Genomic DNA, 26,067 nt, shown 5'->3' with positions numbered 1-26,067 from the left:
ATAAGGACGATGGAGAGTTTCAAGCCGGAGGGACGTAAGCGTGCACAAACTAGATTGGGAACTATATCTGCTACCGTTCGAACAAGCTGTAGAAGAAATCAAAGTCAAAATTAAAAATATCCGTAATGAGCTGCGCAAACGCAAGGAGCATTCACCGATTGAGTTTGCGGTGGGCAGGGTCAAATCGATCCCGAGTATTTACAACAAGGCAAACCGCTTGCAGTTTCCGATTGATGAGAATATCTGCTGGGAAATTCGTGATATCGCGGGCATCCGCGTCATTTGCCAGTTTATTGATGATATACCTGCAGTCGTTGAGATGATCCGCAATCGCGGAGACATGCGTGTGTATTTGGAGAAGGATTATGTCTCCACCCCAAAAGAAAGCGGATATCGCGGTTATCATCTTGCTGTGGAGTATCCGATCATGATGGCGGGTGGGCAAGTGACCATTCCGGTTGAAATTCAGATTCGCACATTGGGAATGAATTTTTGGGCGACGATTGAGCACTCGCTGAATTATAAATACGAGGGAATTATCCCATCCGATATACGACAAAGATTGTTCGAGGCTGCCAAGGCGTCCTACAAGCTGGACAGCGAAATGAACAACATCCGGGATGAAATTAAAGACGCCCAAGCAGAATTTACGAAAAAAGAAGTGCCGATGGAGTCATTATTATCGTTGGTGGAGCTGGATCTCGACGTCGATGCGGCAATGGACGAAGGAAGTATGAATGAGAGGACTGGAGAAGAGAATGACAAGCGTTAATTGGCTGGAAGAAACAAATAAACGCAAGGACGAACTGATTGCGACAACACAACAATTTTTGCAGATTAAAAGCGTTTTGGACCCTGAGACATCCAGAGAAGGTGCCCCTTTTGGAGAAGGGATTCGGCAAGCGCTTGACTTTGCACTAGACGTGTGTGAAAAAGCAGGCATGACAACCAAAGACGTCCGCGGCTATGCAGGGCACGCTGAATTCGGGCAGGGCGAGGAATTGATCGGCATTCTGAGCCATGTCGATGTCGTACCGGAAGGCGATGGCTGGAGTACGCCACCGTATGCAGCCGAGATCGTGGATGGACGCATGGTGGCCCGTGGTGCGATTGATGACAAGGGACCAACGATGGCTGCCATTTTTGCAGCGAAGATTGTGATGGAGCTGGGATTGCCGCTGTCGAAGCGCGTGCGCTTTATTTTCGGTACGGATGAAGAATCGAGCTGGCAGTGTGTGAACACGTATTTTGAAACGGAAGAAATGCCGACAATGGGCTTTACGCCAGATGCAGACTTCCCGCTGATCTATGCGGAAAAAGGCTTGACTGATCTGTCGTTGCGTCAGACGCTTGCGTCCTTCCAAAGCCTTGGAATATCTGCTGCGGAAAATGTGGAGGCAAAGCTCGTTTCATTACAAGCTGGCTTGCGGATGAACATGGTTCCAGACAAGGCCGTAGCAACGCTTGCGCCAATCGGCTTGAATAGTGAGGCGATTGCACAAAATTATCGTCAGCACTTGGACGCGACTGGCTTGAAAGGCAGGGCGGAGGAGCAGGATGGCCTCGTGGTTCTGCACATGGAGGGCGTCTCAGTTCACGGAATGGACCCGAGCAAAGGTGTCAACGCGGGTACCGAGCTCATTCACTTTTTGCTCTCCTTGTCCTTGGATGAACGCGGAGCTGTATTTGTAGGCTTGGCTGATCGTTATTTGCACAAGCAGCATTACGGTGAAGCGCTCGGCATCTCCCATGATGATGAAGAAATGGGTGCGCTCACACTGAACACAGGTGTGATCGAGTACGACGAAAAGCAGGATGCGCTTTTCCGTCTGAATATCCGTTACCCACATTCTGTTGCCTTCGAAAAATGGTCGGCCGTTCTTGCTGAACGATTCAGTGAAGGGGCATTTACACTCGAAGTAGCTGAGCATCTGACACCACACCGCGTCGACCCGAATCATCCTTTGGTGACGACACTGCAACGCGTGTATACGGAACAAACAGGCGAGGAGGCTGGCATCATTGCAATTGGCGGCGCTACCTACGGCCGCTCGTTGGATGTTGGGGTAGCATTCGGACCGCTTTTCCCAGGGCGTCCTGACAGTGCCCACCAGCGAGATGAATATATTTTCGTGGATGATCTGATCAAAGCGACAGCGATTTACGCGCAAGCGATCTATGAATTGGCGAAGTAGGAATAGCAAACGGCTGGACATAAGTGCCAGCCGTTTTTATTTTGGCTGAATCAGAAAGAGACAAAACTCTTTGCAAATGCTGGAAGTCAGTACTATAATGCAAATTAACGATTGATCGATTAATCATTCATTAGCAAGGAGACTGTACACCATGCCACTTTCAGAAGAACAAGTGCTAAAAATGAAGCAAAAGCGGGAAACGATTCTCCAGCAGGCAGTTCTTTTGTTTGCCGAGCACGGCTATGACGATACCACCATTGCAAAAGTCGCGAAGGCATCCGGAGTGAGCTTTGGCAGTGTTTTCACGTACTTTGAAAACAAGGATCAGCTCTTTCATGCAGCCGTCACGGAGCCATTACAAGAGCATTCGGTCAAACTGCTTGACTTTGATCCCCAAGCATCTGAGCCATTACTGGAATTGGAGAGAATGGTGACCAATCACATCAAGAGATTCGCTACGTTCGATTCCTACTTGCGTCTGGTTGTACAAGTAGTCGGCTACTACAATCGTTTTGCCCATTCTTTTGCTGAGCTAGATGCGTTTCACAATACCTTTCGTACGAAAATTGCCGAGCTCTTGATCAATGGACAAGAGAAAGGACTCTTGCATGTCCAAGATCCCAAATATGTGGCGACAGCGTACATGAGTCTGTTAATTGGTCTGCGTGTGAATTTGACGGATGGGCCACAAAGCAACATGTGGGAAAAATTCGTTCCGGTTGCCATCCAGCTTTTTGGACCGAAGAATCGCTAGCATTCTCCACCGGTCTTTTTTTTGAATTATAAATGATTGATTAATCAATCGTTAAAGAAGAGAGGAGTGGTCACGATGAGTTTTTGGAAGTTCGATAGCAACATCCAGATCAGACTGATGTTACAATTTTTGACGACGATGGCGAGCATGACTGTGACCCCGTACTTGATTGTTTTTTTCTCCAAGCAATTGGGGACGGTTGTAACGGGTTTTATGTTTTTAGGTGTGATGGCAGCGAGTGTCGCAGGCTCTTTTGCAGGGGGATATGTGGCGGACAGGATCGGGCGAAAAAAAGTGATCGTTGCATGTGAGGCGGTCATTTTCATCAGCTTTCTTGGTGTGGCCTTCGTTAACTCGCCTTGGCTCCAGTTGCCCTATGTGACATTTATTTTGTTTCTGTTTCATAACTTTTGTTTGGGGGCGTCGGGGCCTGCTTACCAAGCACTCGTCATTGATGTGAGTCAGCCCGAGAATCGGAGAGCGATTTTTACGGCTTCCTATTGGTTGAATAATCTGGCGGTAGCGATAGGAGGATTGGTGGGTGCTTTTTTGTTCGATGAGCATTATTTTGCGCTATTTCTCGGTGTGGCTGTAAGCATCGCGATTTCGTTCGCCATGACGATCCTGTTTATCAAGGAAACGTATGTACCAGAAAAACGTGCATGCTCGGCGTCTGGCAAGCAAAGACAAAAAGTTTCGAGTTTTATGGCAGATGTCCTGGGAGCTTATCAAGAAGTGCTCAAGCACCGGATTTTTCTGCTGTTTACCATAGCGAATTTGCTCATTATTGCTGTAGAGGAGCAATTGACCAATGTCATCGGCCTTCGTTTAGTGAAAGAAATCCCAGAGCCTGAGCAGTTATTTCCGTTTTTGGGCATCCAGGTAGATGGGATGAACTTGTTAGGTCTATTAAAAACAGAGAACACGTTGCTGGTTGTTTGCTTGACGGTTTTGATCTCCTGCGTAGTGAAGAGCTTGAGAGATAGGGTGGTGCTCCTGTCAGGCCTTGTCCTGTATTTTTGCGGGTATGCGTGGATTAGCTTCAGCAGCTCCCCTGCTGTCCTGCTCTTTGCCATGTTCTTCGCGACTCTGGGTGAAGTGATGCACATCCCGGTAAAACAAGCGTTACTCGCCAATATGGTGCCAGATCATGCGAGGAGTACGTATATGGCTGTACATTCTCTGTTTAGCATTGTGGGGGTGAGCAGTGCAGGTATGTTTATTCTTGCCAGTGCGTGGGTTCCCAACGTTGCGATCACCGGAATGTTTGCAGGGATGGGGCTGATTTGTCTCGTGCTCTTTCATCGGATTACGAAGGCCACCCAATCAAATGCGACAGCATGAAGAAGTACTCGAGCGCATTCAGGATATTTGTTAGGGAAACAATAACAAATAGAGGTAGGCAACCATAACGGGAATACGTCAGTATCGAAAAGGAGATAAATGATGGACGATCTCACGAAATTGATCAAGGATTTGACGGAAACGGACGGAGTACCTGGGCACGAGCGCGAAGTCAGGGTGAAGATGGAGGAGTACTTACAGCCTCTCAGCGACGAGTTGGTAAAGGATCGACTGGGTGGGGTTCTCGGGAAGAAGACGGGCTCAGTAAACGGACCGAAAATTTTGCTCGCGGGACATTTGGATGAAGTAGGCTTCATGGTGACGAATATCACGCCAAAAGGGTACTTGCGTTTTATCCAGCTTGGCGGATGGTGGACGCACAATATGCTCTCACATCGTGTGAAGGTCAAGACACGCAAAGGTGAGTATCTCGGGCTCATTGGTTCGAAGGCACCGCATGCGCTGGAAAAAGAAGAGCGGGAAAAAGTCATGAAGCTCAAGGAGCTGTACATTGACATCGGGGCGAAAGATGAAGCAGATGCGAAGGAAATGGGTGTTCGCCCAGGTGATTGGATTGTCCCTGACAGTGATTTTACGACGATGCGCGACGGAGAGCTGTGGGTCGCAAAGGCGCTTGATAATCGGGCGGGGTGTGCGCTGGCAATCGAGGTGCTGAAACGATTGCAGACGGAAGAGCATCCTAATGTGGTATACGCCGGTGCAACCGTGCAGGAAGAAGTTGGGACCCGGGGTGCTGGCACAGTAGCGAGGCTGGTAGAACCGGATATTGCTTTTGCTGTCGATGTTGGACTCGCATATGACACGCCTGGAAATGAATCGTATCCGATGACCTGCAATGTGGGGGACGGTCCGCTCGTCATGTTATTTGATGCCACGATGATTCCGCATACCGGATTGCGCGATCTCGTATTCGACACAGCAGAGGAGCTCGGCATCCATGTACAGGTGGATGCCCTCGCAGGAGGCGGAACAGATGCAGCGAAATTCCATATAAGCGGCATTGGCTGCCCGTCGATTGTCGTCGGCTTTGCGACACGATATATTCACAGCCATAATGCAATTATGTCAAAACGTGATTTCGAGCAGGCTGCCCAGTTGCTTACAGCTATCATCAAGAAGCTCGATAAGGAAACGGTTCAACAACTGCTCGATAGATGAGGGAAGCGAAACCCTCTCCATGCATGTATGATTGCGATGGAGAGGGTTATTTGTTTTGTTACTTGTTCTGCTCGGGGAGGTCTACCTTTATTTCCAGACCCTTAATAAACTGATCGTCTGTGACTGTTTCCGCAGAATGATCTTTTACGACGAAAGGCTTGATGATGAAATACTTCGGCTGTCCTTGTGAAGAAGCATAGCGGGCGTCAAATGTGAGCGTGTTATCCTTAACCTCTCCTTCTCCGTGGAGGGATGTCAGTTGACGACCTTGGTCGTCAAACAGGGCAGCTCTGATGAACGGATCTGATGTCTTGCCATTCAGTTTGAACGAATACAACAAGCGCGTCGTCACTGGCGTCACATTGACCTCGGATACTTCGAAAGAAATCCCATCGTTTGATTGAATAGCATTCGGTTTAAGCCGGAGGGTGTCGTTCGTCGCTTTTTGGAAGGGAATGTCCAGCTTGAAGGCTTGATCAATTCCAGCAAGCTTAACAACCACTTCCGCTTGGAAAGAGTCTGGAATCATGCTCGTTGAATTGTGCCCAGGTGTCTTCAAAATTTCTTCGAAGATAAGATAGTTTGGGTGTGATTCGCCCGCTGTGTAGAAAAAACTACCGCCAGTTACCAAACTACTTGGGTCATCTTGACCTTTTCCATCGATGGTAAAAGTGACATTTTCGATAGCGTCACTGAGTTTGACAACCTCTTTTCCCGTATCAAACATGCCGTCCTTCAGGTTTGGAGCCGTTACGCTGAGCAGATAGACAGCACGTGTTCCGTCGAAGACCGTCTCCGTTACCTCGAGCTTCATGTCCTGGTGAGAAATACTCCTGTTTACCTTGGAAGAAAGACCTTGTTCGCCTGCGGCACGTAAGCCGAGGTCCGCTTCGATGAAGCTAAAGAGACTGCCGACGAATGGGATCTCCTTAATGGATTGCGCCATGACCGGCGAGATAAATCCGGAAGTGAATACAGTTGCACCTAGAATGACTGCGGCGGCCGCAACATAGGGTGCTTTGCGTAATCGCTGGACTTTTCGTTCGCGAGACATTTCTGGGAGAGAGGCGTATGTTTCATCCAGTCGAGCCCGTACCAATGGTGACATCGTCGTATCCTTTGTACGTTTGTACTCTTTTAGTTCGAAATCAAATTTAGATTGATCCATAATGTATCTTCCCTTCCCGGAATGTGTTTAATTTTTCCATCAAGTTGTTCCGTGCTCGACTAAGCCGCATTTTTGCGGCACTCTCCGAAATTTCCAGTATCTCTGCTACTTGTCGTAAAGGCAGGTCTTCAAAATAGTGAAGCACAATAACAAGGCGCTGCTGCTCATCCAATTTTTCAACGGCGTCCCGCAGGTCAATAAGTTCGTCTTTATGTGAGAGTGACAATTGGATAGGGAATTCATCCAGTAGAACGTTACGGGAGCGATTTGCTAGTATCTTATTGCATTCGTTGATCAAAATTCGGAACATCCATGTTTTGAAAAAATGGGGCTCACGAAGTGAATACAGAGATTTATAAGCCTTCAAAATGGTTTCCTGGAGGGCATCCGCAATATCTTCCTCTTTTTTCAGGATGGATTTAGCCGTATGGTACAAGGAGCTCTCAACGTGTTTGACAACAGTGATAAAAGCTTCACGATCTCCTTGCTTTGCCAGGAGAACCTGTTCTCTTAGATCCACCTTTTTCACTCCTTTCTGTGTTGGTTTTTCACATTGACAGTAATTAGATCAGCGAAAGCGCTACATGGTCACATGATGTCAGCAAAAATTTCAGTTAGGCTTGCTTTGTTGTTGCAAGTCTCGAAGAAAAATACCCGGGAGTTGAACGGTTTAGTTGTTTTTTCGAAAGGACTCCTTTAGTATAGGTAGGATAGGATTTCGCAAGGGCAACAACCTGCCTAGGATGAATGTTGATTGATGAGAGCCGGATTTATCGCATCCACTGTCCATGCAGTCATGGTGTGGCGAATCGGATCGTTTGTGAAAGGAAGTGGAAGTTATGGCAAAATCGTTTGCGTCTTTTGGTTTTCGTCCGGAGCTGATGCAAGGGATTCAAGACCTGTATTATAAAGAACCGACACAAATTCAAGAGGAAGCCATTCCTCTCATTATGGAAGGCAAGGATCTAATCGGACAAGCTCAGACGGGTACGGGTAAAACAGCTGCATTCATGCTGCCGATCCTCAACGCATTGGAAGAGGGAAAACGCGACATTCAAGCGCTCATCCTCACTCCGACACGTGAGCTTTCCATTCAGATTGCAAAAGAAGTAGAAAAGCTGGGCAAACACCTGAATGTGAATGTACTCTCTCTGCACGGTGGAACGGATATTGACAAACAACTGAGCAAGCTGAAAGAAACGGTTCATGTTGTTGTAGGAACACCAGGACGTGTACTGGATCATATGAAACGCGGATCGCTTCACTTTGGACGAATCTCTACACTCGTGCTGGATGAAGCCGATAAAATGATGGAAATGGGCTTCTTGGAGGACGTGGAGCAAGTCATCGTCCACACGCCTTCTCAACGTCAGGTGCTGTTGTTCTCGGCTACGATGCCTGATCTGGTAAAAAGACTGGCGCACCGCTTCATGAAGCAGCCACCGCATATCAAAATCGAGGGCAAGCAAAAAACGGTTGAGCGCATTGAGCAATTTTACTATGTAGTCAACCAGAGCGATAAGACAGACGCTCTCGTCGATGTGCTGGAGCAAGAGCAGCCGTTCTTGACTATTGTGTTTGCAAATACCCAAGTACGTGTGCAACAGCTTACAGCCCGCTTGCAGGAAAATGGCCTCTCGGCGAAAGCCTTGTACGGTGATTTGTCCCAAAACAAGCGGGAACAATTGATGAAGCAATTCCGTGAGATACGTTTCCAATACTTGATCGCAACAGATATCGCTGCTCGTGGACTCGATGTAGAAGGTGTAACACACGTCATCAACTACGATTTGCCGAATGACGTGGACAGCTACATTCACCGCGTCGGTCGTACTGGTCGTGCGGGACAAAAAGGAAAAGCGATCTCCCTCATTTCTCCTCGTCAGAAAAACTTGATGGCTCGTTTTGCCAAAGCGACGAAGGCTTCGATCGAAGAAAGAATTTTGCAGGCAGGACGCCATCTGGATGCCGGACGCCGTCAGCGCGCAGAAGAACGGGAAGCTCATTTTGTTGAGCTGCGAGCGCAACAGGTGAAGGAGCAGCAAAAGGAAAAAGACAAAGAGTTCTCTCCTGTACGTGAAGCCTTGAAGAAAAAGACGAAGGTAAAGCCAGGCTACAAAAAGAAGATGGCGCGTGAGCTGGGAGAATTGCAAACGCAGTACGAGAAAAACCGTAAGAAGGCTGAAGCGATTGCAGCACGCAAAGCGGGTAAATCTGCGAAGCCTGCCGATACGAAAAAAGCAGGAAAAGGTGGAGCGGCTCGCTCTGCGAAGGGTGGAAGACCGTTTAGTCAATCTGCCGGGAAATCAAGAGGAAGATAAGCAATAAAGAGGCTGCCCAGATTCGAAAAGGATCTGGGCGCTTTTTTGTGTAGAAACACCTTTGCTGTATGAAAGGAAGTTATTGACTTTATACTCGACTAGAAGGTTTATACTCAGATCGAAGTAATGGGAGAGAAGGTGTGGAATTGTTCAAAATCAGCGAGTTTTCCCGACTGAGTCGTATTCCGTTGCAAACGTTGCGCTATTATGATCAGATTGGGATTCTAAAACCAGCAAAAATCGATGATACGACCGGGTACCGATATTACTGTGCCGAACAGCTTTTGCAGATCAATCGAATTGTCATCTTCAAAGAATTGGGGTTCTCATTGCAGCAGATTGCGCAATTGCTTCACGAGAATATACCAGCCGAACAAATTCGGGGCATGCTGAGGCTCAAAGAAAATGAAATCCAATCTCTGTTGGAGATGGAAATGTCGAAGCTTGCCCGTATTAAAGAACGGGTGCAGCTTGTTGAACGGGAGGGAAGGATCGAAAAGGAGCATGAGGTCGTTCTAAAGCAGGTAGATGGCCTGCACTTGATTTTCTATTCAGCATTGGGTGCTGCTGAAGATATTCCTTGGCTGTTTCAAATATTCGACAGTTTGCTTGATGCCAGCCTGAAATCATCCTTGATTGGTCCCAAAACAGTGCTATGGAAGGAAACCGGAACGAAGGACCAGCTTTTCGAATTTGGGGTGGGTTATGCCATTAAAACAGAATCTGTCAAACTGCCCGAGCAAATGGAACGAAGTGTCTTGCCTGCCGAGACAATGGCTACGCTCCTATTCCGTTCGGATTCGACCTTTAAAGAATCAGCTTGCCTGGATCTGGCTACGTGGATTGAACAGCATGGTTACAGTATTCGAAGCGAGCAGCCTGGCAGAGAAATCTACGTTCCCCTATCAGAAGAACCTGGAGTTGAGCTCATAGAAATCCAGATTCCAATTGAACCAAGGGGGGCAAAGTGAGCATGGGAAATAAATGGGTTGTCTATATTCTCGCTTTGGCAGTTTTCCTCATTGGGACGGTGGAGTATCTGATAAGCGGCATCATTCAAATGGTGGCCGTTGATCTGGGGGTCACGACGTCGTCTGCCGGATTGCTTGTTACTGCATTTGCCCTTTCTGCGGCAGTAGGGGCTCCCATTGTCATCGCTGTTACGATCCATCTTGACCGAAAAAAATTATTACTCATGGTGCTTGGCATTTTTATTTTGAGCAACTGGTTGGTCTATGTAAGTCCTTCATTTGAGATGATGCTGGTTACACGCATGATCCAAGGACTCAGTGGGGGCGTTGCTACAGTTGTTGCGATGGCGGTATCTACACGGCTAGTTGAAGAAGGTAATCGTGGACGAGCAATTGGCATCATTTTGATGGGATTGAGCAGCTCGCTTGTACTTGGCCTCCCGGTTGGCACTTTTTTAAGTGAAGTGATTGGCTGGAGACTGCTGTTTATTTTTATTGGACTACTGAGCTTGGTTCCGCTGCTTGTCATTTATAAAAAAGTCCCGCTTATAAAAGCGCAGGAGGCTGTAACACCGCGAGCACAGCTGGCTGTTCTAAAAAATAAAAGGATTCTGGCAGCAGTTGTTATCACGCTGTTGTACATCGGCGCTTATTCCACATTGTTTACCTATATTGCGCCTTTCCTGCTAACCAAGGCAAAGCTCTCGGCATCCGAGATTTCTGGGATTCTGTTTCTTGCAGGCATTTGCAGTTTTATGGGGTCAAAAATGGGGGGAGTTATCGCAGATCGCAAGGGGCCGAAATTTACGATTCATGTAGGACTCTCCCTTCAGGCAAGTATGCTGCTTTTGCTTTCGGTCATGGATGGAGTGATAACGGCCCATATCGTGATCATCATGCTATGGATGCTCGCCACATGGGCAACATCTCCGGCCCAACAGCTCTATCTGGTTACGCAGGTGCCCCGTTCGCCGGATATCGCGCTTAGCATCAATACATCCTTTATTCAATTTGGCTTCGCTTTGGGATCATGGGTTGGGGGACTGGTGATCAGCCACTCCTCTGTGGAGCATCTAGGCTGGTACGGATTTGTTATTGCGTTGCTGTCACTGCTGCTCGCGATCCGTTTGTTTACTTTAAAGAAGGAGCAGCTATCAGCGTAGGAAGATGGCGTATGATGTCTTCTCGTCTCTCGCGGCAGCATGATTTTAGGAAAACGCTCAAGGATCAATCGTCTGACAGAAAAAATAAAAGAGAAAATACGTCAATTCTTTAAAAAATACGGTGTTGGTGCCAAACTCCTTTTCGTTCTAAAGAAATTGATATAATCATGATAAAAAGGAGGGGCACCACTATGGATCGGATTGATGAACAAATCCTCCGCTTATTGCGGGAAAATGCCCGAATCACCAGCTCAGACATCAGCAAGCAGGTTCATTTGTCCGTGCCAGCGGTCTCCGAGCGAATACGCAAGCTGGAGGATACAGGACTCATCAGGCAATTCACGGTGAAGCTGGATCGGGAACAGCTAGGGCTTCACCTGATTGCGTTTGTGATGGTGCAAATCGAGAAAACGGAGCATATCGCCGGTTTCCGTGAAACGGTCATGCAGGCAGATTGTGTGCTGGAATGCCATCATATTGCGGGAGCTTACGATTATGTATTGAAGGTTGCCGTAAAAGGGACAGCCGATCTGGAACGATTCATTTCGGAAACATTGAAGCAAGTAGAAGGTGTAAGCAAGACGAATACGATGATCGTCCTGTCTTCCATGAAAGAGGAGATGTGAACCTCGTGGCGATCTGGAACGGTCTATTATTTGGGATGATGCTCCAGCTATCCGTTGGTCCGGTTTGTCTGGCGGTGTTGCATCGCGCGATGACTCGGCGATTACGGGATGCACTCATGATGGTACTGGGAGTTGCACTCGCAGATGCGGTTTATATGGTGGGGGCGATCGGAGGACTGTCACTGCTGTTACAAATCCATTGGGTCAAACAGATGGTTTTGATGATGGGTGCCCTGATTTTGACTTGGTTCGGGATTCAAACCTTGCGTGCCATGAAAGGCAGAGGAGAACGTGAACAAGCACCAGTCCAGCATGCTCCATCGGGTCGAACAGCTTTTGGCACGGCGTGCTTCTGACACTCGCGAATCCTTTGACCGTTCTGTTTTGGGCGGGAGTATTTGGCGCACTATTGGCATCTGGCACTTTTGTTCATTCAACAGAGTTGTTCTTGTTTGCGACAGGTTGTCTGCTATCGACTTTATTGTTCCTGGGGCTGGTAGCTTTGTTGGCCGCGTATTTGGCTCGATTTTTTCGCCCGGTTTGGCTCATCGTTTTTCATGGGCTCAGTGGAGTCTTTCTAATTGGGTTTGCGATTGTCCTTCTGCAAAAAGCGGTTTGAGGCCTTATACTGGCTTTTTTGAAGGAGTTCGGAATGACGGCATCGAATTTTAACAGAATACAGGAATTGCGATAGAAATAGTGTTTTCCTCCCATGTGATTTGGGTAATAGATAGGAAGATAGAACCCTTTCTTGTAAAAGTACCATAGTACAGGGTGTGAGGAGAACCAGTGATGACGACGGATACGTGCTTGAAATGCGGCAGTCCGATGGGCCGGGGAGAGTACAGTTGCCAGGTTTGCGGAGAAAACGAAATACAAGACTACCAGATGATTCGCAATTACGTGAGAACGTATCCGAATTCGAATGCGATGCAAATTGCCAACGCAACAGGGATATCTGTTTCAAAAATATTGCGTTATATTAGAAATGGCTCTTTGACCGTTGTAGACAATCCGTCCCGCAGAGGGAGATCATAAGAAAAAGAGAAAAGCCCACAAGCAGCCACGAATGCATCTCGTGTAGCCTTGTGAGCTTTTTTTATTTTTGAAGCAAAACTACAACCAGCGTAGACCCTTAGGATAATGATTTTTGAGTTGCCCCTCAGATTGCTTGCCCCAACCGATGGAGAATCCATCTACAGTAACCAGCGTCCAGCCGCTATCACCGTCACGCGTGAGCGCTTCTCCTTTTAAGTATCGCAACATTTCAGGATCGTCTGCGCCATAGGAAGCGACACGGGCTGCCTCCGCAGGAGAGAGGGCGAGTGCCAAGGCGTGTACAGGTTCAAATCTGTTCTTTTTTACGGTTCCTAGGTGCAGACCGACGCGAGCGACCTTGAGCTTGTCCAAGTCGAGCTCGGGAGCAGGTGAGTAGTAAAGCTGCTCGCCGAACAAAAGAAAAGCTGATTCATCATCGAATGGTTGGGAGAGCGCCGGGAGCGCTTCGTCCGCGAACGTACGCCAGGCTGCCAGGGCTTCTTTTCGACCTGCCGGAGCCGATTTTGCCGCACGCTTTTCTTTACGCTTCCCGGAAGGTTCATGAACTTCAGCGGTCTCACTCTTTTGCAGCTTGGCGAGGTAATGCCCCTCTCCCTGGAGACGATGCGGCCACAATCTGGCTGTCTGGGTGAGCTGCTCGTTTTGCGGCGACGCCCACTCGGGTTGACCAGCAGAAAAGCAATCTGCATGTGGCAGCGGAACGATTTCAAATTCCGGGTGACTTCCCAGGAAGTTAACCAGTGACTGCTCATTTTCTAATGGAGCAAATGTGCAGGTGGAGTAGACCAACGTTCCGCCTGGCTTCAGCATAGCAGCGGCCGCCTCGAGAATATCGCCTTGCATGACATGGCATTCGGTTACTTTTGCAGGGCTCCAGTCTTCGATTGCTTCGGGTAGCTTGCGGAACATTCCTTCGCCAGAGCATGGAGCGTCTACTAAAATTCGGTCAAAAAATTGGGGGAATCGCTCCTGTAAGCGTTCAGGCGTTTCATTGGTCACGACGGCATTGGTCACGCCGCAGCGCTCCAGATTTTCTGACAAGGCTTTTGCCCGAACAGGATGGATTTCGTTTGCTACGAGCATTCCTTGTCCACGCAAAAACGCTGCAAGCTGCGTCGATTTTCCCCCTGGCGCTGCACACAGGTCGAGGATTCGCTCACCAGGCTGTGCGCCGAGTGCTTCGGCAGCGGACATCGCGCTTGGCTCCTGCAAATAGTACATGCCAGCGGAGTGAAAAGGATGCTTGCCGGGACGATCTGGCTCTTTGTAGCGAAAACCGGTTTCGCACCAAGGGACTGCTTCCAGAGAAAACGGCGAGATTTTCAAAAAATCGTCACGATCGACCTTCAACGGATTGACCCGCAAGCCGTGTGTCACAGGCTGATCATACGAGGAAACGAATGCCTCATAATCGTGTCCAAGCATGGTTTGCATGCGCTCGGTAAATGTTGTTGGTAAATTTTTTGTCATAACAGCCTCCGATGTCAGATTTTGGCCCCATGTGAAAGGAAAACATAGAATCATGGCGAATCATAGAGAATGAGGTGAGAGCATTATGGAAGGATCCCGTGCAAAACGCTACCGCTCCCGGCGGAGGAATGACTCGGAAGTAAGCCGGTTTTGGATCATGGGGTTGCTGTTCTCACTGCTGGTGCTCGCTTTTGAATTCTTTATCGAAATACCCGCCGACGCAGATTGGCTGATCGATATGGAGATGGCTTTGTTTTCTGCCAGCTTTACGTTACTTGCCTTTTATCTGCTCGGACTTACCTTTGCCTTTTCACGCCACCAAAAGGCAGGGAAGATCAATCACCAAATCATCATCTATGTATGGTTGGGTGCGATCTTGTTTCACTTGTTCCTGCTCATCAGCAATTTGTCCAATCAGCATGTGTACAAAGCAGGGATCATTCTGTTTTTAGGACCATTGTTTTTAACTGTCTACCATTTTATCACGTACTTGGCAGCTTTGCGCGAGGAGCGTGAGGAGCAGGAGGCAGCTACGACAGCTACGCTCGAGCGTACGGCCTACCAGATGATTCTGGAGGGTGGGCGTGTATACAGCGAGCTGAATCGCCTGAAAACAGAATATCCAGAAGTGGAGCAAATGCTTCGTGCCAACGATTTTCACGATAAACTGGAGCGCTATGCTTTGGAAATGCAGCAGTATTTGCAGGCGAAGCAATTTGAGCGTAAAGACGTGGAGCTCTTGGAGGGTCACTATTATTTCTTGGAAAACTTGCTGAGCTTGGCGAAACAACATCCGGGAATAATCGAGTCCCGCGTATATAGCCGCCGAGGTGACAATTGATGGGTACAAAGGAGAGAGAAGCGGATGTTTTGGAAAAAAGACAAAGGCCTGGCAGAAAAAGAGACAGCAGCGACGACAGTGGCAACTCCCACGACCACAATGGCAGGACAGCAAGACGCTTGGAAACATGAGCTTCGCGGTATTTACGAACAGTTGGGTGCGATCTTCACTTCGGAACAAGCGATGAACGCCGAATCCGAGCAAATGGTGCGATTGGTGACGAGAATGAAGCGTGTCGTAGATAATATCCAGGTCATTAACGAGCGGGATGATGAATCTGCGAGCCAATTGTCCGATCGAGGAGAGCGCCTGACAGATATCTGCAAACAATCGGTAGCGCGTGCAGATGAAGGCAAAAAGGCTATGACGGACGTTGTGGAAGTCATGAGTCTGCTCGACAAAGAATCGGTCCATACGTCCAAATCCATGAGCCGCTTGGAAGAGCGCTCTTCGGAAATTACGAGTATCGTCAAGGTGATCAGCGACATTGCCAATCAGACCAACCTTCTCGCCCTGAATGCAGCGATAGAAGCGGCACGTGCGGGTGAACAAGGCCGAGGCTTTGCTGTCGTAGCGGATGAGGTACGGAAGCTGGCCGAGATGACAGCGAACTCGACCAAGACGATTGCAGAATTGATCGGCAAGATTCAGGAAGAAACAAAAGAAGCGTTGTCCAACAGTGAAAAAAGCAGCAGTGCGATCAAAAACGGACTTTCTATCAGCAAGGATGCTGCGGAGAAGACGGATCAGATCGTGAATGCTTTCCAGGCTCTGAACGTCGAAGTGTCAGGTGTGATGGAAATCATCGCGCACCAAAAGCGATTTGCTGACGATGTGTCCCAGCAGGTAAGTGATGCAAAGAGCTTGCTGGACGAGCTGAATGAAGGCTTGACCAAGCATGTGAGGGACGCCAACGCGGTAGAGCAAATGCTCGCGACGAGCGTAAAAGAAGTCAAAAAGTTATTGTGATCATAAGGAAAAAGAATCAGGAGTCCGTATTCAAGCGATGCGGACTTTTTGGTATTTGTTCACTTTCTTTCACTAATTATTTACATGTTTTCGTTTGACTATTCGAAATGGAGTACTATAATCAAAGTAGGATTCTCCATATCTTTCCTTTTTTCGACAAAATCCTACCAGCATTCGCTATGAATGGGCAAACCCATTGAAAATTGGGGACGCAAAGCCACGGGCCTAATGTACAAGTTACGATGGCAGCCGGGTTGCCGACTAGCAGTGTATTTTGCTGTTTTAGTTTTACGGCTCCTTTCAGGCGAAAGGGGCCTATTACCTTTACAAAAGGGAGAGGTTAAAGCATGTCAATCCTTCAAACACTGGACAAGCAGTACATTAATGGGGAGTGGCGCGACGGACTGGGCGCGAAGACATTGCAAGATATCAACCCTTACAACGGGGAAGTCATCGCAGAATTCAAAATGGCAAATCTGGAGGATATCGACGCGGCTTACAAGGCGGCAGCCAACGCGAAAAAAGAGTGGGATGAAGTGAATGCCTATACCAAATCCCGAATGTTGGAGCGAGCTGTTCACTATATCGAAGAGAATGAAGAAGAAATCATTCAGATCATCATACGTGAATTGGGTGGAACCCGATTAAAGGCGTTTTTTGAGATCGGGCTTGTGAAGGATATTATTCGCGAGGCGGCTACGTTCCCCGTACGCATGGAAGGAAAAATTCTTCCTTCTCCCGTAGACGGAAAAGAAAATCGCTTGTATCGGATTCCCGCAGGCGTTGTCGGTGTCATCAGTCCGTTCAACTTCCCGTTCTATCTGTCGATGAAGTCCGTAGCTCCAGCTCTTGGCGCGGGCAACGGTGTCGTTCTTAAACCGCATGAGCACACGCCAATCACGGGTGGAACGCTCATCGCGAAAATTTTTGAAGAAGTAGGTCTGCCAAAAGGCTTGATCAACGTTGTTGTGACGGATATTGCGGAAATTGGCGATGGTTTTGTCTCCCACCCGATTCCGCGCATCCTTTCGTTTACAGGCTCTAGCCAAGTAGGAAGCCATATCGCGCAAGTGGCAGCGAAGCATTTCAAAAAGGCGATTTTGGAGCTGGGCGGCAATAGTGCACTGATCGTTTTGGAGGATGCGGATCTCCAGTATGCCGTTAATGCAGCGGTATTCAGCCGCTTTACCCACCAAGGTCAGATTTGCATGTCGGCTAACAGGGTTCTGGTTCACCAAGATGTATACGATAAATTCCTCGATCTGTATGTGGAAAAAGTATCTGGACTCAAGGTAGGCGACCCAAATGATCCTGACACGGTAATCGGTCCACTCATCAATCAACGGCAAGTCGCCAACCTGATGGCAACGATTGATGAGGCGATACGGGAAGGAGCCGTTCCTGCATTGAAAGGGGAAGTAAAGGGCAACCTGGTCGAGCCGATCGTTTTGACAGGAGTGACCACAGACATGTCGATTGCTTCTAAAGAGCTGTTTGGTCCGGCTGTTTGCATCATGTCGTTTGCTTCCGAGGAAGAAGCGATTCGCATGGCGAACGAGACACCATTTGGATTGTCCGGGGCGATTCATACACGCGATCTGGAGAGAGGTGCCCAGATGGCCAAACGAATTGAGACTGGCATGATTCACATCAACGATGGAACGATCAATGACGAGCCAATCGTGGCGTTTGGCGGTGAAAAGCACTCCGGGTTGGGACGTTTGAACGGTCAATGGAGCTTAGAAGAGTTTACTACGCTGAAATGGATATCGGTTCAGCACAAGCAACGCCAATTTCCGTATTAATGCCAGCAAAATATAGAGGTGAAGAGGGTCATGAACGGTTACGTAGAATGGAACGAAACGGAAGCTTCCGAAGAGGGGAAAAACGCAGAGCTGCTCGAGGCGTTCATCAAGGTTGCCCCCTATTTAAATGATTTGCTCTCCGATGACATTACCATTGGGGTCTATGACACGGAAAAGCTATTGCGCAATGTGCCTGCCCAAACATTTGCACTGCAAGTCAAGCCGGGTGATCCACTCCAGGAAGGAGATGTGATCACCAACGCGATTCGAAAAAACACCAAGCAGGCGATGATGGTCCCCAAGGAATTATTTGGGTTTCCTCTCATCGCAAGGGCGATCCCTCTGCATGATCACACGGGAAAAGTCATCGGTGGTGTCGGCATTGGTTCCAGCATGGAGCGAGCCAATGAGCTGTATGAAATTGCGGCAAATCTCTCGAGCGTCGTCGAGCAGGTCAGCGCCACCACACATGAGATGGCTGTGCAGATCGGGAATTTAAACGAGCAAATGAAGGCGATCTCAGAGCAAGCCAATGATGTGAGCCAAAGTACGACTGAGATCGAGCAAATTACGCTCGCCGTGAAAAAAATCGCTGATCAAAGTAACATTTTGGGACTGAATGCGAGCATTGAGGCTGCGCGAGTAGGGGATGCAGGGCGAGGGTTCGCTGTCGTTGCAAATGAAGTTCGCAATATGGCGACGGATTCGCGGGCGAATGCAGACAAAATCAAGCAAACCACAGATTCCATCCGGGATTTGATAACCCTGCTGCAAAATTCGATTGAATTGATTAATCAAACGATGGAGAGTCAGGCAGCCGCTACGGAGGAAATTTCTGCGACGATGGTCGAAGTGAGCGACAATACGCAAAAGCTGGCAGGGCTTGCCCAAGAAGTGTTTGAAATAAAGTAAGCCTATACCTGTAACAAAATTCCCCTCTCAGGAGTCTAACTTTAGAGAGGGGAATTTTTCCTTTAGTTCATTTGGATGGTAGGTAGCGATTGCTCCAGCATATAGCGATACACCGGGACTTCATCGCCCTTTTCAACGGGCAAGAAGTTAAACGTGACGTAGCTGTCTACCGATTCCGGTTCCAAGGCCAATGCTATGAAGTTGGCGTTTGGTTGAGCCATGCTGAACACGTAGCTACCCGCAGGAAAGGTTTTCGTTGTTTCTGTTACATTTGTAGTCACTTGGTTGGTGAAATGCCCATTCTCGTAAATCGTATTCACCTTGTTTTCCAAAATGGTGTAGCTTTCTACCGCTATGGTCGTTTCTTTTGATAGCTTGCTTACTGAAACACCGAGCAGTTCCAGCTTGGCTGCGACTTCATGGTAGCCAGGAGGCATGAGATAAGCAGTGGGGCGCTCGCGTTCGAGTACGGGATAGGCATCCGTGGAGCTTACCCAGTCGATGGGGGCAGGCACTTTTTTTGCGGTGGCTAGATCGACCACATCGAGAGTTTGACCCGGTACTCGCTTATTCTCACTCAGGATGACGAGTTTGTCGTTGTCGTTTGCCTTTTTGCCTTTTTCCGTGATTTCTGCGCGTGCCTGGGTCACAGCGGACTTGATTGCTTTGGCGTTGGCCGCTGTTGATTGGATGACAGCAGCGTGAGTCATGGCCTGGCTGTATACACGGCGCTCAAAATCGGCGCGTCCAATGCCGATGCCGCGTGTTTCCACCAAAAAGGTCAACGTGTTTTTCAATCCCAAGGCATTGCGTCCGATTCTCGTCTCTGTGCTGCCTTCTGTTGCGGTCACTTTTCCGTCCTTGCCTTTTGCAAGCGTATAGTATGCGTGATGAGAAAGTTGCTCCTTGTCGAGTGCTTTTTGAACGTCAGCCAAGAGCAGGTTGTCTGACATTTTGCGCAGGCTGGCGGGGATATTCAAGTTTTTCGCAGAGGAGATCAGAACATCGTAGGAAGAGATCGCGCCTTTTTCCCCAACATCGCGAAGTTGGCTGGAAGAGACACCGTATTCGTGGGCGTCAAGCACCACATCAGGTTGATAGGCATTGAGAGCTTGGTGAACTGCTTGGACCTCTGGATATTCTACCTTCATGTAGTCGCGGTTGGCATCCAGCTCTGTCGCGATGTAGCGTTTGAACTGGTAGGAGCCATCCGGGTTGATGCGAGGAACAATCGCGACGTTTACTTGATCCAGGAGGTCCGCGCCAAGTTTTCCTTCTGCCAGCCATTTGGCGATCACAAGAGCAGATTCACCAGAGGCGGGTTCATTTCCGTGGATTTGTGCCTGTAGCCAGATGAGTGGCTTCTCCTTGTTTTGTTTGAGCTTGCCGTGGTCTTTGCTGAATAGCAGCAGGGGGATATCACGACCTTCCAATGATGTGCCGATGGATAGCAGCTTGATTTCCTTGTTGCCTGCTGCCAATTTGCTTATGTAAGCCATCATTTCTTCCTGGGACGTAAAAGCTTCTTTTCCTTCTTGGAAGCCGGGTGTCCCAAACTGGATAGTTGGCTTGGGAAACAAGCTCTCAATCTGTGCAGGCTGTACATAGGTTGGCCCTATTCCGTAATAAGGAATGTGGGGTTGTGGTTCAGCTTGAGTGGCATGGATGATTGAGGGGCTGGTGAACAGAGATATTACGAGTGCTGTAGAAACAACGTAGCGTACTTTCTTGTCCATAAATTCCCTCCTGCGAAATAGAAGTAGACACCTATGATTAATTTATCAGATTATTATAAAAATAATAATCGCTACGAAATATTCATTTTAAAGTAGGACTTTCGGTTCTCCTTTAATAGAATAGGGGGATGACATGGTCAGAAAAATCAGCAGAATGCTCCTTTTGATGACGGCCATCGCCGTAAGTAGTTTCTTTCCGAGCAATCTTTCTGCAAACGAATGGAAAAAACCAACAGAAACAGAAACTGTTGACCACTTGAATGGCGCGATGCACCAAAAACAAGAATTTCGTTTCCCAGATGGTGTCACGTATTGGGCGCATAAACTGACAGGTCAGCGCAATATGATGCCCTACGTTTTCACCCTCCCGATTCAGGGCAACAGTCAGAACATGATGTTTCGCTATCGAGCCTATGATGAGTCGAAGAAACCGTATTGGAAGGTCGTCACGCTTGATCAGGTCCAGACCCTTCCGCTTGCCTCTGGTTTTGTAGAGACGGAGGGCAGGTATATTTGGTTAGGTAAGCCGATAACCTACGTGGATAAAGGCAGAGCCACGATTGAGGAAAAGCCGGCATTGGCGCTGCCAATCGAAGTAAAACAGACATCATCTGGTGTCGAGTTGGTGATCAAGCTGCCGATGAAAGCAGGCTTTATCAGCGAAATGTGGGCACTCGATTCGAGAGATCCGCTCGTTCCTTGGGGAGAACAATCAATTGACAGCGTCTGGCTTAACTTGGACGTAACGGAAAAGGCAAAATGGCTGTACGACGGGTATTACTATCAAAGTCCTTCAACGTACGAGCCGACTTCGGAGTCCTCTTTTTGGCGGATTCCTGAAAATTATGTCCTTCGCTCCTTTTTATATACAGGTGGAAGCAAGGCTGCCCGGGATATGGGCTATGTGATGTTGAAAGCGAGCCTGAAGCAGCAGGAGCCTGAGGGGTACTGGAAGACACAGCCGCGCTCCTTGTGGTTAAGCGGCGATTACGGGATACCAGAGGGCTTTTACGATACGAGATTCAACACAGGAGCGGCTGATCTGATGCTGCGGGGCTGTGATCAGTATCAAGAAAATGACTTTTGCCAATCGGCGAAAAAATATGCTTCTTACTTTCACAATCACGCAGCCATGAACCGTTTTGTCATCGCTGGAGTACAGCAAGGGTGGCTGGTTTCTGACTACGCGACAGCAACGAATCCAATGATTCAGACACATGTTTCTTTGAATCATCAGTTGGCGGAAATCAATTTTCTCTACAAAAGCTACATGCAATTCGGGGACCGGGTAGACAAAGACTTAGCAGACATCATGCTCTACGGTGTGGTAAACCTCGGATCGCAGTGGATTCTCGGAAATGGCGATTTGCATTACGCTTATTTTCCGGACGGGACATTCGGCAGACCGGACTATCCGTTCTTGACCTACAATGACTTGGTCGAAACCCAGCGCTTGTACCGTCAACTACACGGGATGGATGAGATGACGCTTGCCTTGTTGATTGACAGTAAATTGATGTGGATGCAACTGAATAATGTTCAGTACCGTTAACATATGGAATGGTAACCCGTAGGAAGGTCACTTTATCAGAGTGGCTTTCCTGCGGGTTTTTTGCATGTACCGGCAAGTTCATTTAATCTATTTTCCGCAAAGCAAACAAGGTCAAAAAGCTGACAGCCTCCCGCAGCTCTACGCTTAGGCGGCCGGCGATATCTGGCGTAATTCCTTCCTTGTATACCGGCTCTTCGCCCAGCAATGTGAAGCCATTTTCGCTCGCCAACTGTTTGGCTTCCCAGGGCATCATCGTATTTTGGATCGTCGTCTCTTCGTATAGTCTGCGATAGCTATGTGCACGGGGGCCAGCTGTAGGACCGAGGATTCCCAAGACGAGAATTCCTCCGGGAGCGAGCACGCGGTGAAGCTCCAAGAGTGCCTTGAGCGGAGCTGGCGTGAATTCCACTACATTAATGGAGAGCACACCGGAGAATGAATCATCGGCAAAAGGAAGGTTGCTGATGTCTCCTGTCTGAAAATGAACAGAGCCTGGGAAGGAAATGACCCGGTCATGAGCGAGGCGAATCATTTCCCCGGCAATGTCGATGCCCTTCACCTGATAGCCGTGCTCTGCGAGCTTGCAACTGGCATAGCCGTCACCACAGCCTGCATCGAGAACAGGTCCCGATCCGACAGGTACATGCTTCATAAAATAGGGGAGGATGGTGCTGCGGCTACCTTTTTCCCACATGTGCTCACTTCGTTTTCGCCAGTCTTCTGCAAATTGATCCCATTGCTTGGCCGCTTGTTCTGTCCATTGGCTCATCCTTGTTCACGCCCTTCTCATCGATTGAGCAATACCGTTATGAAGAAAAACTCCGGTCGAGGTGGCCGGAGCTTTTCAAGGAAGTTGTTTTACGTCAAACGGTTGGGGATATGTGTGACCAAGTCAGCAATTTTTTTATTCTTCAGCGTTTGCATCATTTGCTGCTCGGCGTCAGCCACAACCTGTTGAATCAGACACGCACTATCATGATGGAAGCTGCATTCAAACAAGGAGGTTGTCCCTTCAATAGCTTGGATAACATCCAGAAACGATATATCATCCTGGTTGCGTTTGAGCTTGTATCCGCCATTTGCGCCAGAGACAGAGTGGATCAACCCAGCCTTGACCAGTTTCGTCAGCATTTTGGACAGGTACGTTTGTGAAACGCCTAGCTTCTCTGCCAAAAGCTGAACACTAACGGGTTTATCAGGCGCTTCTGCCACCAGATAGAGCATCGCATGGAGGGCATAGTCTGTTGCCTGTGAATACTTCATAAGACACCTCAATCATGGACTTAATACATCCATCATAAAGTGAATGCGAAGCATGATCAAGGGGAAGAGTGATTCGTGCTGGCATCTGAACTTTCGATGACCATTTTTGGGTGGTGCAACTTGACACAAAAAATTTTTAAAGGATATTATAGATACAATAAGTCTGTGAACAAGTTGTTTGAAATGATCCAAGTACAGCGAGTTATTTTTTTGTCCCTATTAAGGATATTAAAGCTCTTTAATGGTCATTTTGAATAACTGTTCAACATAAAAAGGGGAGGAAAGTACAAATGAGCATTTGCCACACGACTGACACTACCTTTCAACAAGATGTAAAAAGCGAAGGCTACACCCTCGTCAATTTTTGGGCACCTTGGTGCGGGCCATGCCGTTTTTTTGGACCGATACTCGAATCGTTTGATGGGGAGCATAGCAGCGAAGTGCGAGTCCTAAAGGTCAATGTCGATGAACAAACGGAGATTGCCAATCAGTATGGCATTATGAGTTTGCCAACGACCATTTTGCTCAAAAACGGGGAATTGATCGACAAAGTCGTAGGAGCGGCTCCTCTAGCGGAACTGAAACAATTTGTTTTCAAACATAAGTAGTAGGAAAACGCAGCGAAAGCCATCGGTCAACTTGATCGGTGGCTTTTTGGTATCCAGTTGTTATTCGCATGTGTACTTTAATAAATGAAAGCGTTTGAGCGTTTTCGCGTTGTTCCGTGTTCTTGCATGAGGAAGCGCTTCCAATGTACTCTCAAGATAACGACAAAATAATCCCAATTCACAAAATAATGTCAATAATTGAACAAGAAAGCGGAGGGGTAGGCAATGAGCAATACCGATTTTTTCCCGATTCAGGACTGGGACTATCTGGAGTTTTATACAGGGAACGCCAAGCAAGCTATGCACTATTTTACAAATGCGTTTGGATTTGAAGCAGTAGCCTATGCGGGTTTGGAGACAGGCTCTCGGGAAAAGGTTTCTTACGTTTTGAAGCAGAAGCATATGACGTTCGTGATCAGTGGGGCGCTTACGCCTGACAGCCCGATCGCGGATTTTGTGAAAAAGCATGGGGACGGAGTCAAAGACGTTGCCCTGCGTGTAGAGGATTGTGAGCAGGCTTACCGGGAGGCCGTTTCTCGCGGAGCCATTCCGATCATGGAACCGACTGAGTATACCGATGAATTCGGGACGGTCAAAAAAGCGATTATCGGTACGTACGGCGAAAACATTCATTCCTTTATCGAACGAAAAAATTACAACGGCCCATTCTTCCCAGGCTTTAAAGCTTACCAATCTCCAGTCAAAGGGGAGAGTACGGGTATCATCGGCATCGACCACATTGTTGGTAACGTCGAGGTCATGGATGAGTGGGTAGAATACTACCAAAAGGTCATGGGCTTTACAGCCGTACAAAATTTCAGTGAGGACGACATCTCGACGGAGTATTCTGCGCTCATGTCCAAAGTAATGCAAAGCGGAACAGGACGCATCAAGTTCCCGATCAATGAGCCAGCAGAAGGACGCCGCAAGTCGCAGATTCAGGAGTTTTTGGAGTTCTACAAAGGACCAGGTGTGCAGCATATTGCGATCCTGACCAACGACATAATCGACACTGTATCGAAGCTGCGTGATAACGGTGTAGATTTCCTCATGGTACCAGATGCGTACTACGAAGATTTGAAAGAGCGTGTAGGAGAAATCGACGAAGACATCGAGGCGCTGAGAAAGCTGGGTGTCTTGGTTGACAGAGACGACGAAGGCTATCTCTTGCAGCTGTTCAGCAAGCCGATTGTAGACCGTCCAACGCTGTTTATCGAGATTATCCAGCGCAAAGGAGCACGCGGCTTCGGGAATGGCAACTTCAAGGCACTGTTCGAGGCGCTGGAGCGCGAGCAGGAGCGCAGAGGTAATCTGTAATTCATTGATGTAACGAGCATGACAAGACCATCTCAGGCTGAAAAAGCGGAAGGGATGGTCTTTTTCTATTTGCGAAGCAGAAAAATAAAAACTCATGAACCATTTACTCGACTCTATCATCTATACTAATAGGAACCAAAAATTGGAGATAAAAGGAGGCTTATGCAATGTGATCATCAAGAGGGACGTTCAGCAAGACATTCAGCTTGCACAGGACGGTAACGTAGAAGCTTTCGCTAGAGTCATTCAAATGTACGAGCGTACCTTGTATGGCTTGGCACGAACCTATATCGGGCGGGACGAGGATTGTGCCGATGTGGTGCAGGATACGATGATGAAAGCATTCAGAGCCATCCGAACGCTGCGAGAGCCTGCTTATTTCAAAACATGGATGATCCAAATTCTCATAAACGAATGCAGACAATGGCTGCGAAAAAAGAAACGAAGCCGAACCGTAGAGCTGTCTTCACTGCAAATCGAAGAGATAGCCATACAAGCCCCCTACGAAGCGATTGAACTAACAGAGGCGGTATGGAAGTTGGAGCAAGAGCTGCGCATCGTCGTGTGGCTTCACTATTACGAGGATTTGCCGATCAAAAAAGTCGCCATGCGAGTAGGTGTCCCGGAAGGCACAGTGAAATCCCGGCTGCACCGGGCTCGCGTACTGCTTGCAGAAGAGCTGGAATCCTCCCAGGAAAGGAACGTGGACGATGACCCGACTATTGTGCGGAAGCTGAGTCTGAATCTGGATGACTTCGCTCCGCTGTCAGCCGCATAAGTACACAGATGTCCAAAAGAGAGAGAAAGGGACGAA

Annotated in this window: 24 protein-coding genes, 1 pseudogene and 1 riboswitch; of the genes and pseudogenes, 19 read left to right on the top strand and 6 right to left on the bottom strand. The window is 48.2% G+C overall.

Going from position 1 to position 26,067, the window contains the following annotated elements:
* The first annotated feature begins 40 nt into the window (after positions 1-40).
* The 5 genes from AB432_RS22505 (at position 41) to AB432_RS22485 (ending at position 5,472) form a co-directional block, all read left to right on the top strand.
* Positions 41-772 carry a GTP pyrophosphokinase gene (locus tag AB432_RS22505; protein WP_017250656.1) on the top strand — a complete coding sequence of 244 codons (732 nt, stop codon included), beginning with the start codon at positions 41-43 and terminating at the stop codon, positions 770-772.
* A complete protein-coding gene (pepV, locus tag AB432_RS22500) occupies positions 759-2,195 on the top strand; it encodes a dipeptidase PepV (RefSeq protein ID WP_048034177.1) in 1,437 nt (478 codons plus the stop codon). The genes AB432_RS22505 and pepV overlap by 14 nt, the downstream gene beginning before the upstream one ends.
* Positions 2,196-2,346: 151 nt before the next feature.
* Positions 2,347-2,949 (top strand): TetR/AcrR family transcriptional regulator, encoded by a 603-nt coding sequence (locus AB432_RS22495; protein WP_048034176.1) that lies wholly within the window; start codon positions 2,347-2,349, stop codon positions 2,947-2,949.
* 75 nt (positions 2,950-3,024) lie between these two features.
* Positions 3,025-4,293 (top strand): MFS transporter, encoded by a 1,269-nt coding sequence (locus tag AB432_RS22490; RefSeq protein WP_048034175.1) that lies wholly within the window; start codon positions 3,025-3,027, stop codon positions 4,291-4,293.
* A 102-nt stretch (positions 4,294-4,395) separates the two neighbouring features.
* The gene (locus AB432_RS22485; RefSeq protein ID WP_048034174.1) at positions 4,396-5,472 is read left to right on the top strand and encodes a M42 family metallopeptidase; all 1,077 of its coding nucleotides are present in this window, start codon (positions 4,396-4,398) and stop codon (positions 5,470-5,472) included.
* A 58-nt stretch (positions 5,473-5,530) separates the two neighbouring features.
* Here AB432_RS22485 and AB432_RS22480 read toward each other — a convergent pair whose 3' ends face one another.
* Both AB432_RS22480 and AB432_RS22475 read right to left on the bottom strand, forming a co-directional pair.
* Positions 5,531-6,640, bottom strand: coding sequence for a DUF4179 domain-containing protein (locus tag AB432_RS22480; protein WP_048034173.1), 1,110 nt, complete (start codon positions 6,638-6,640; stop codon positions 5,531-5,533).
* A complete protein-coding gene (locus AB432_RS22475; RefSeq protein ID WP_048034172.1) occupies positions 6,627-7,160 on the bottom strand; it encodes an RNA polymerase sigma factor in 534 nt (177 codons plus the stop codon). Before AB432_RS22475 ends, AB432_RS22480 begins: the two co-directional genes overlap by 14 nt.
* A 319-nt stretch (positions 7,161-7,479) precedes the next feature.
* Here AB432_RS22475 and AB432_RS22470 point away from each other — a divergent pair, with 319 nt between their 5' ends.
* The 6 genes and pseudogenes from AB432_RS22470 to AB432_RS22445 all read left to right on the top strand — a co-directional run bounded on the left by AB432_RS22470 (position 7,480) and on the right by AB432_RS22445 (position 12,759).
* Entirely contained in the window at positions 7,480-8,961 is a 1,482-nt protein-coding gene (locus AB432_RS22470) for a DEAD/DEAH box helicase (protein ID WP_048034171.1), read from the top strand.
* 146 nt (positions 8,962-9,107) lie between these two features.
* Entirely contained in the window at positions 9,108-9,932 is an 825-nt protein-coding gene (locus AB432_RS22465) for a MerR family transcriptional regulator (protein ID WP_048035919.1), read from the top strand.
* A gap of 2 nt (positions 9,933-9,934) precedes the next feature.
* Positions 9,935-11,095, top strand: a complete 1,161-nt coding sequence (locus AB432_RS22460; RefSeq protein ID WP_048034170.1) for an MFS transporter — start codon at positions 9,935-9,937, stop codon at positions 11,093-11,095.
* Between the two features lie 191 nt (positions 11,096-11,286).
* Entirely contained in the window at positions 11,287-11,721 is a 435-nt protein-coding gene (locus tag AB432_RS22455) for an Lrp/AsnC family transcriptional regulator (protein WP_048034169.1), read from the top strand.
* A gap of 35 nt (positions 11,722-11,756) precedes the next feature.
* Positions 11,757-12,340: pseudogene (locus tag AB432_RS31550) on the top strand (LysE family translocator).
* Between the two features lie 173 nt (positions 12,341-12,513).
* On the top strand, positions 12,514-12,759 hold the full coding sequence (locus tag AB432_RS22445) for a hypothetical protein (RefSeq protein ID WP_048034168.1): 246 nt from the start codon (positions 12,514-12,516) through the stop codon (positions 12,757-12,759).
* A 78-nt stretch (positions 12,760-12,837) separates the two neighbouring features.
* Here AB432_RS22445 and AB432_RS22440 read toward each other — a convergent pair whose 3' ends face one another.
* On the bottom strand, positions 12,838-14,250 hold the full coding sequence (locus tag AB432_RS22440) for an RsmF rRNA methyltransferase first C-terminal domain-containing protein (RefSeq protein WP_048034167.1): 1,413 nt from the start codon (positions 14,248-14,250) through the stop codon (positions 12,838-12,840).
* A gap of 85 nt (positions 14,251-14,335) precedes the next feature.
* Here AB432_RS22440 and AB432_RS22435 point away from each other — a divergent pair, with 85 nt between their 5' ends.
* From AB432_RS22435 to AB432_RS22420, 4 genes are all read left to right on the top strand, one after another.
* Entirely contained in the window at positions 14,336-15,091 is a 756-nt protein-coding gene (locus AB432_RS22435; protein WP_048034166.1) for a hypothetical protein, read from the top strand.
* 24 nt (positions 15,092-15,115) lie between these two features.
* Entirely contained in the window at positions 15,116-16,060 is a 945-nt protein-coding gene (locus tag AB432_RS22430; protein WP_048034165.1) for a methyl-accepting chemotaxis protein, read from the top strand.
* A 176-nt stretch (positions 16,061-16,236) separates the two neighbouring features.
* Positions 16,237-16,322: riboswitch (cyclic di-GMP riboswitch) on the top strand.
* A gap of 85 nt (positions 16,323-16,407) precedes the next feature.
* Entirely contained in the window at positions 16,408-17,865 is a 1,458-nt protein-coding gene (locus AB432_RS22425; RefSeq protein ID WP_048034164.1) for a benzaldehyde dehydrogenase, read from the top strand.
* 30 nt (positions 17,866-17,895) lie between these two features.
* Entirely contained in the window at positions 17,896-18,777 is an 882-nt protein-coding gene (locus tag AB432_RS22420) for a methyl-accepting chemotaxis protein (RefSeq protein WP_048034163.1), read from the top strand.
* A 62-nt stretch (positions 18,778-18,839) separates the two neighbouring features.
* On the opposite strand, the gene AB432_RS22415 is transcribed toward AB432_RS22420, so the two are convergent.
* Positions 18,840-20,513 carry a M14 family metallopeptidase gene (locus AB432_RS22415; RefSeq protein WP_048034162.1) on the bottom strand — a complete coding sequence of 558 codons (1,674 nt, stop codon included), beginning with the start codon at positions 20,511-20,513 and terminating at the stop codon, positions 18,840-18,842.
* A gap of 133 nt (positions 20,514-20,646) precedes the next feature.
* Between AB432_RS22415 and AB432_RS22410 the strand changes: the two genes are divergently transcribed.
* Complete coding sequence (locus AB432_RS22410) at positions 20,647-22,065, top strand: hypothetical protein (protein ID WP_048034161.1); 1,419 nt, start codon at positions 20,647-20,649, stop codon at positions 22,063-22,065.
* An 82-nt stretch (positions 22,066-22,147) separates the two neighbouring features.
* On the opposite strand, the gene AB432_RS22405 is transcribed toward AB432_RS22410, so the two are convergent.
* Positions 22,148-22,834 (bottom strand): class I SAM-dependent methyltransferase, encoded by a 687-nt coding sequence (locus AB432_RS22405; RefSeq protein WP_048034160.1) that lies wholly within the window; start codon positions 22,832-22,834, stop codon positions 22,148-22,150.
* An 89-nt stretch (positions 22,835-22,923) separates the two neighbouring features.
* Positions 22,924-23,328: an RrF2 family transcriptional regulator gene (locus tag AB432_RS22400; protein WP_048034159.1), complete on the bottom strand. Its 405-nt coding sequence runs from the start codon at positions 23,326-23,328 to the stop codon at positions 22,924-22,926.
* 290 nt (positions 23,329-23,618) lie between these two features.
* Between AB432_RS22400 and trxA the strand changes: the two genes are divergently transcribed.
* The 3 genes from trxA to AB432_RS22380 all read left to right on the top strand — a co-directional run bounded on the left by trxA (position 23,619) and on the right by AB432_RS22380 (position 26,031).
* The gene (gene trxA, locus AB432_RS22390; RefSeq protein WP_048034157.1) at positions 23,619-23,936 is read left to right on the top strand and encodes a thioredoxin; all 318 of its coding nucleotides are present in this window, start codon (positions 23,619-23,621) and stop codon (positions 23,934-23,936) included.
* A 225-nt stretch (positions 23,937-24,161) separates the two neighbouring features.
* Positions 24,162-25,253 (top strand): 4-hydroxyphenylpyruvate dioxygenase, encoded by a 1,092-nt coding sequence (gene hppD, locus AB432_RS22385; RefSeq protein ID WP_048034156.1) that lies wholly within the window; start codon positions 24,162-24,164, stop codon positions 25,251-25,253.
* A gap of 169 nt (positions 25,254-25,422) precedes the next feature.
* Positions 25,423-26,031, top strand: coding sequence for an RNA polymerase sigma factor (locus tag AB432_RS22380; protein WP_048034155.1), 609 nt, complete (start codon positions 25,423-25,425; stop codon positions 26,029-26,031).
* Positions 26,032-26,067 lie beyond the last annotated feature (36 nt).

Source organism: Brevibacillus brevis (genome assembly GCF_001039275.2).
Taxonomy (GTDB): Bacteria; Bacillota; Bacilli; order Brevibacillales; family Brevibacillaceae; genus Brevibacillus; species Brevibacillus brevis_C.
This window is presented reverse-complemented; position numbering and strand designations above follow the sequence as displayed.

Bases quoted from the DNA above. Each gene is read 5' to 3' on its own strand.
- pepV (WP_048034177.1), top strand. From the start codon at position 759: ATGACAAGCGTTAATTGGCTGGAAGAAACAAATAAACGCAAGGACGAA.
- AB432_RS22495 (WP_048034176.1), top strand. From the start codon at position 2,347: ATGCCACTTTCAGAAGAACAAGTGCTAAAAATGAAGCAAAAGCGGGAA.
- AB432_RS22490 (WP_048034175.1), top strand. From the start codon at position 3,025: ATGAGTTTTTGGAAGTTCGATAGCAACATCCAGATCAGACTGATGTTA.
- AB432_RS22485 (WP_048034174.1), top strand. From the start codon at position 4,396: ATGGACGATCTCACGAAATTGATCAAGGATTTGACGGAAACGGACGGA.
- AB432_RS22480 (WP_048034173.1), bottom strand. From the start codon at position 6,640: ATGGATCAATCTAAATTTGATTTCGAACTAAAAGAGTACAAACGTACA.
- AB432_RS22470 (WP_048034171.1), top strand. From the start codon at position 7,480: ATGGCAAAATCGTTTGCGTCTTTTGGTTTTCGTCCGGAGCTGATGCAA.
- AB432_RS22460 (WP_048034170.1), top strand. From the start codon at position 9,935: ATGGGAAATAAATGGGTTGTCTATATTCTCGCTTTGGCAGTTTTCCTC.
- AB432_RS22455 (WP_048034169.1), top strand. From the start codon at position 11,287: ATGGATCGGATTGATGAACAAATCCTCCGCTTATTGCGGGAAAATGCC.
- AB432_RS22445 (WP_048034168.1), top strand. From the start codon at position 12,514: ATGACGACGGATACGTGCTTGAAATGCGGCAGTCCGATGGGCCGGGGA.
- AB432_RS22440 (WP_048034167.1), bottom strand. From the start codon at position 14,250: ATGACAAAAAATTTACCAACAACATTTACCGAGCGCATGCAAACCATG.
- AB432_RS22435 (WP_048034166.1), top strand. From the start codon at position 14,336: ATGGAAGGATCCCGTGCAAAACGCTACCGCTCCCGGCGGAGGAATGAC.
- AB432_RS22430 (WP_048034165.1), top strand. From the start codon at position 15,116: ATGTTTTGGAAAAAAGACAAAGGCCTGGCAGAAAAAGAGACAGCAGCG.
- AB432_RS22425 (WP_048034164.1), top strand. From the start codon at position 16,408: ATGTCAATCCTTCAAACACTGGACAAGCAGTACATTAATGGGGAGTGG.
- AB432_RS22420 (WP_048034163.1), top strand. From the start codon at position 17,896: ATGAACGGTTACGTAGAATGGAACGAAACGGAAGCTTCCGAAGAGGGG.
- AB432_RS22415 (WP_048034162.1), bottom strand. From the start codon at position 20,513: ATGGACAAGAAAGTACGCTACGTTGTTTCTACAGCACTCGTAATATCT.
- AB432_RS22410 (WP_048034161.1), top strand. From the start codon at position 20,647: ATGGTCAGAAAAATCAGCAGAATGCTCCTTTTGATGACGGCCATCGCC.
- AB432_RS22405 (WP_048034160.1), bottom strand. From the start codon at position 22,834: ATGAGCCAATGGACAGAACAAGCGGCCAAGCAATGGGATCAATTTGCA.
- AB432_RS22400 (WP_048034159.1), bottom strand. From the start codon at position 23,328: ATGAAGTATTCACAGGCAACAGACTATGCCCTCCATGCGATGCTCTAT.
- trxA (WP_048034157.1), top strand. From the start codon at position 23,619: ATGAGCATTTGCCACACGACTGACACTACCTTTCAACAAGATGTAAAA.
- hppD (WP_048034156.1), top strand. From the start codon at position 24,162: ATGAGCAATACCGATTTTTTCCCGATTCAGGACTGGGACTATCTGGAG.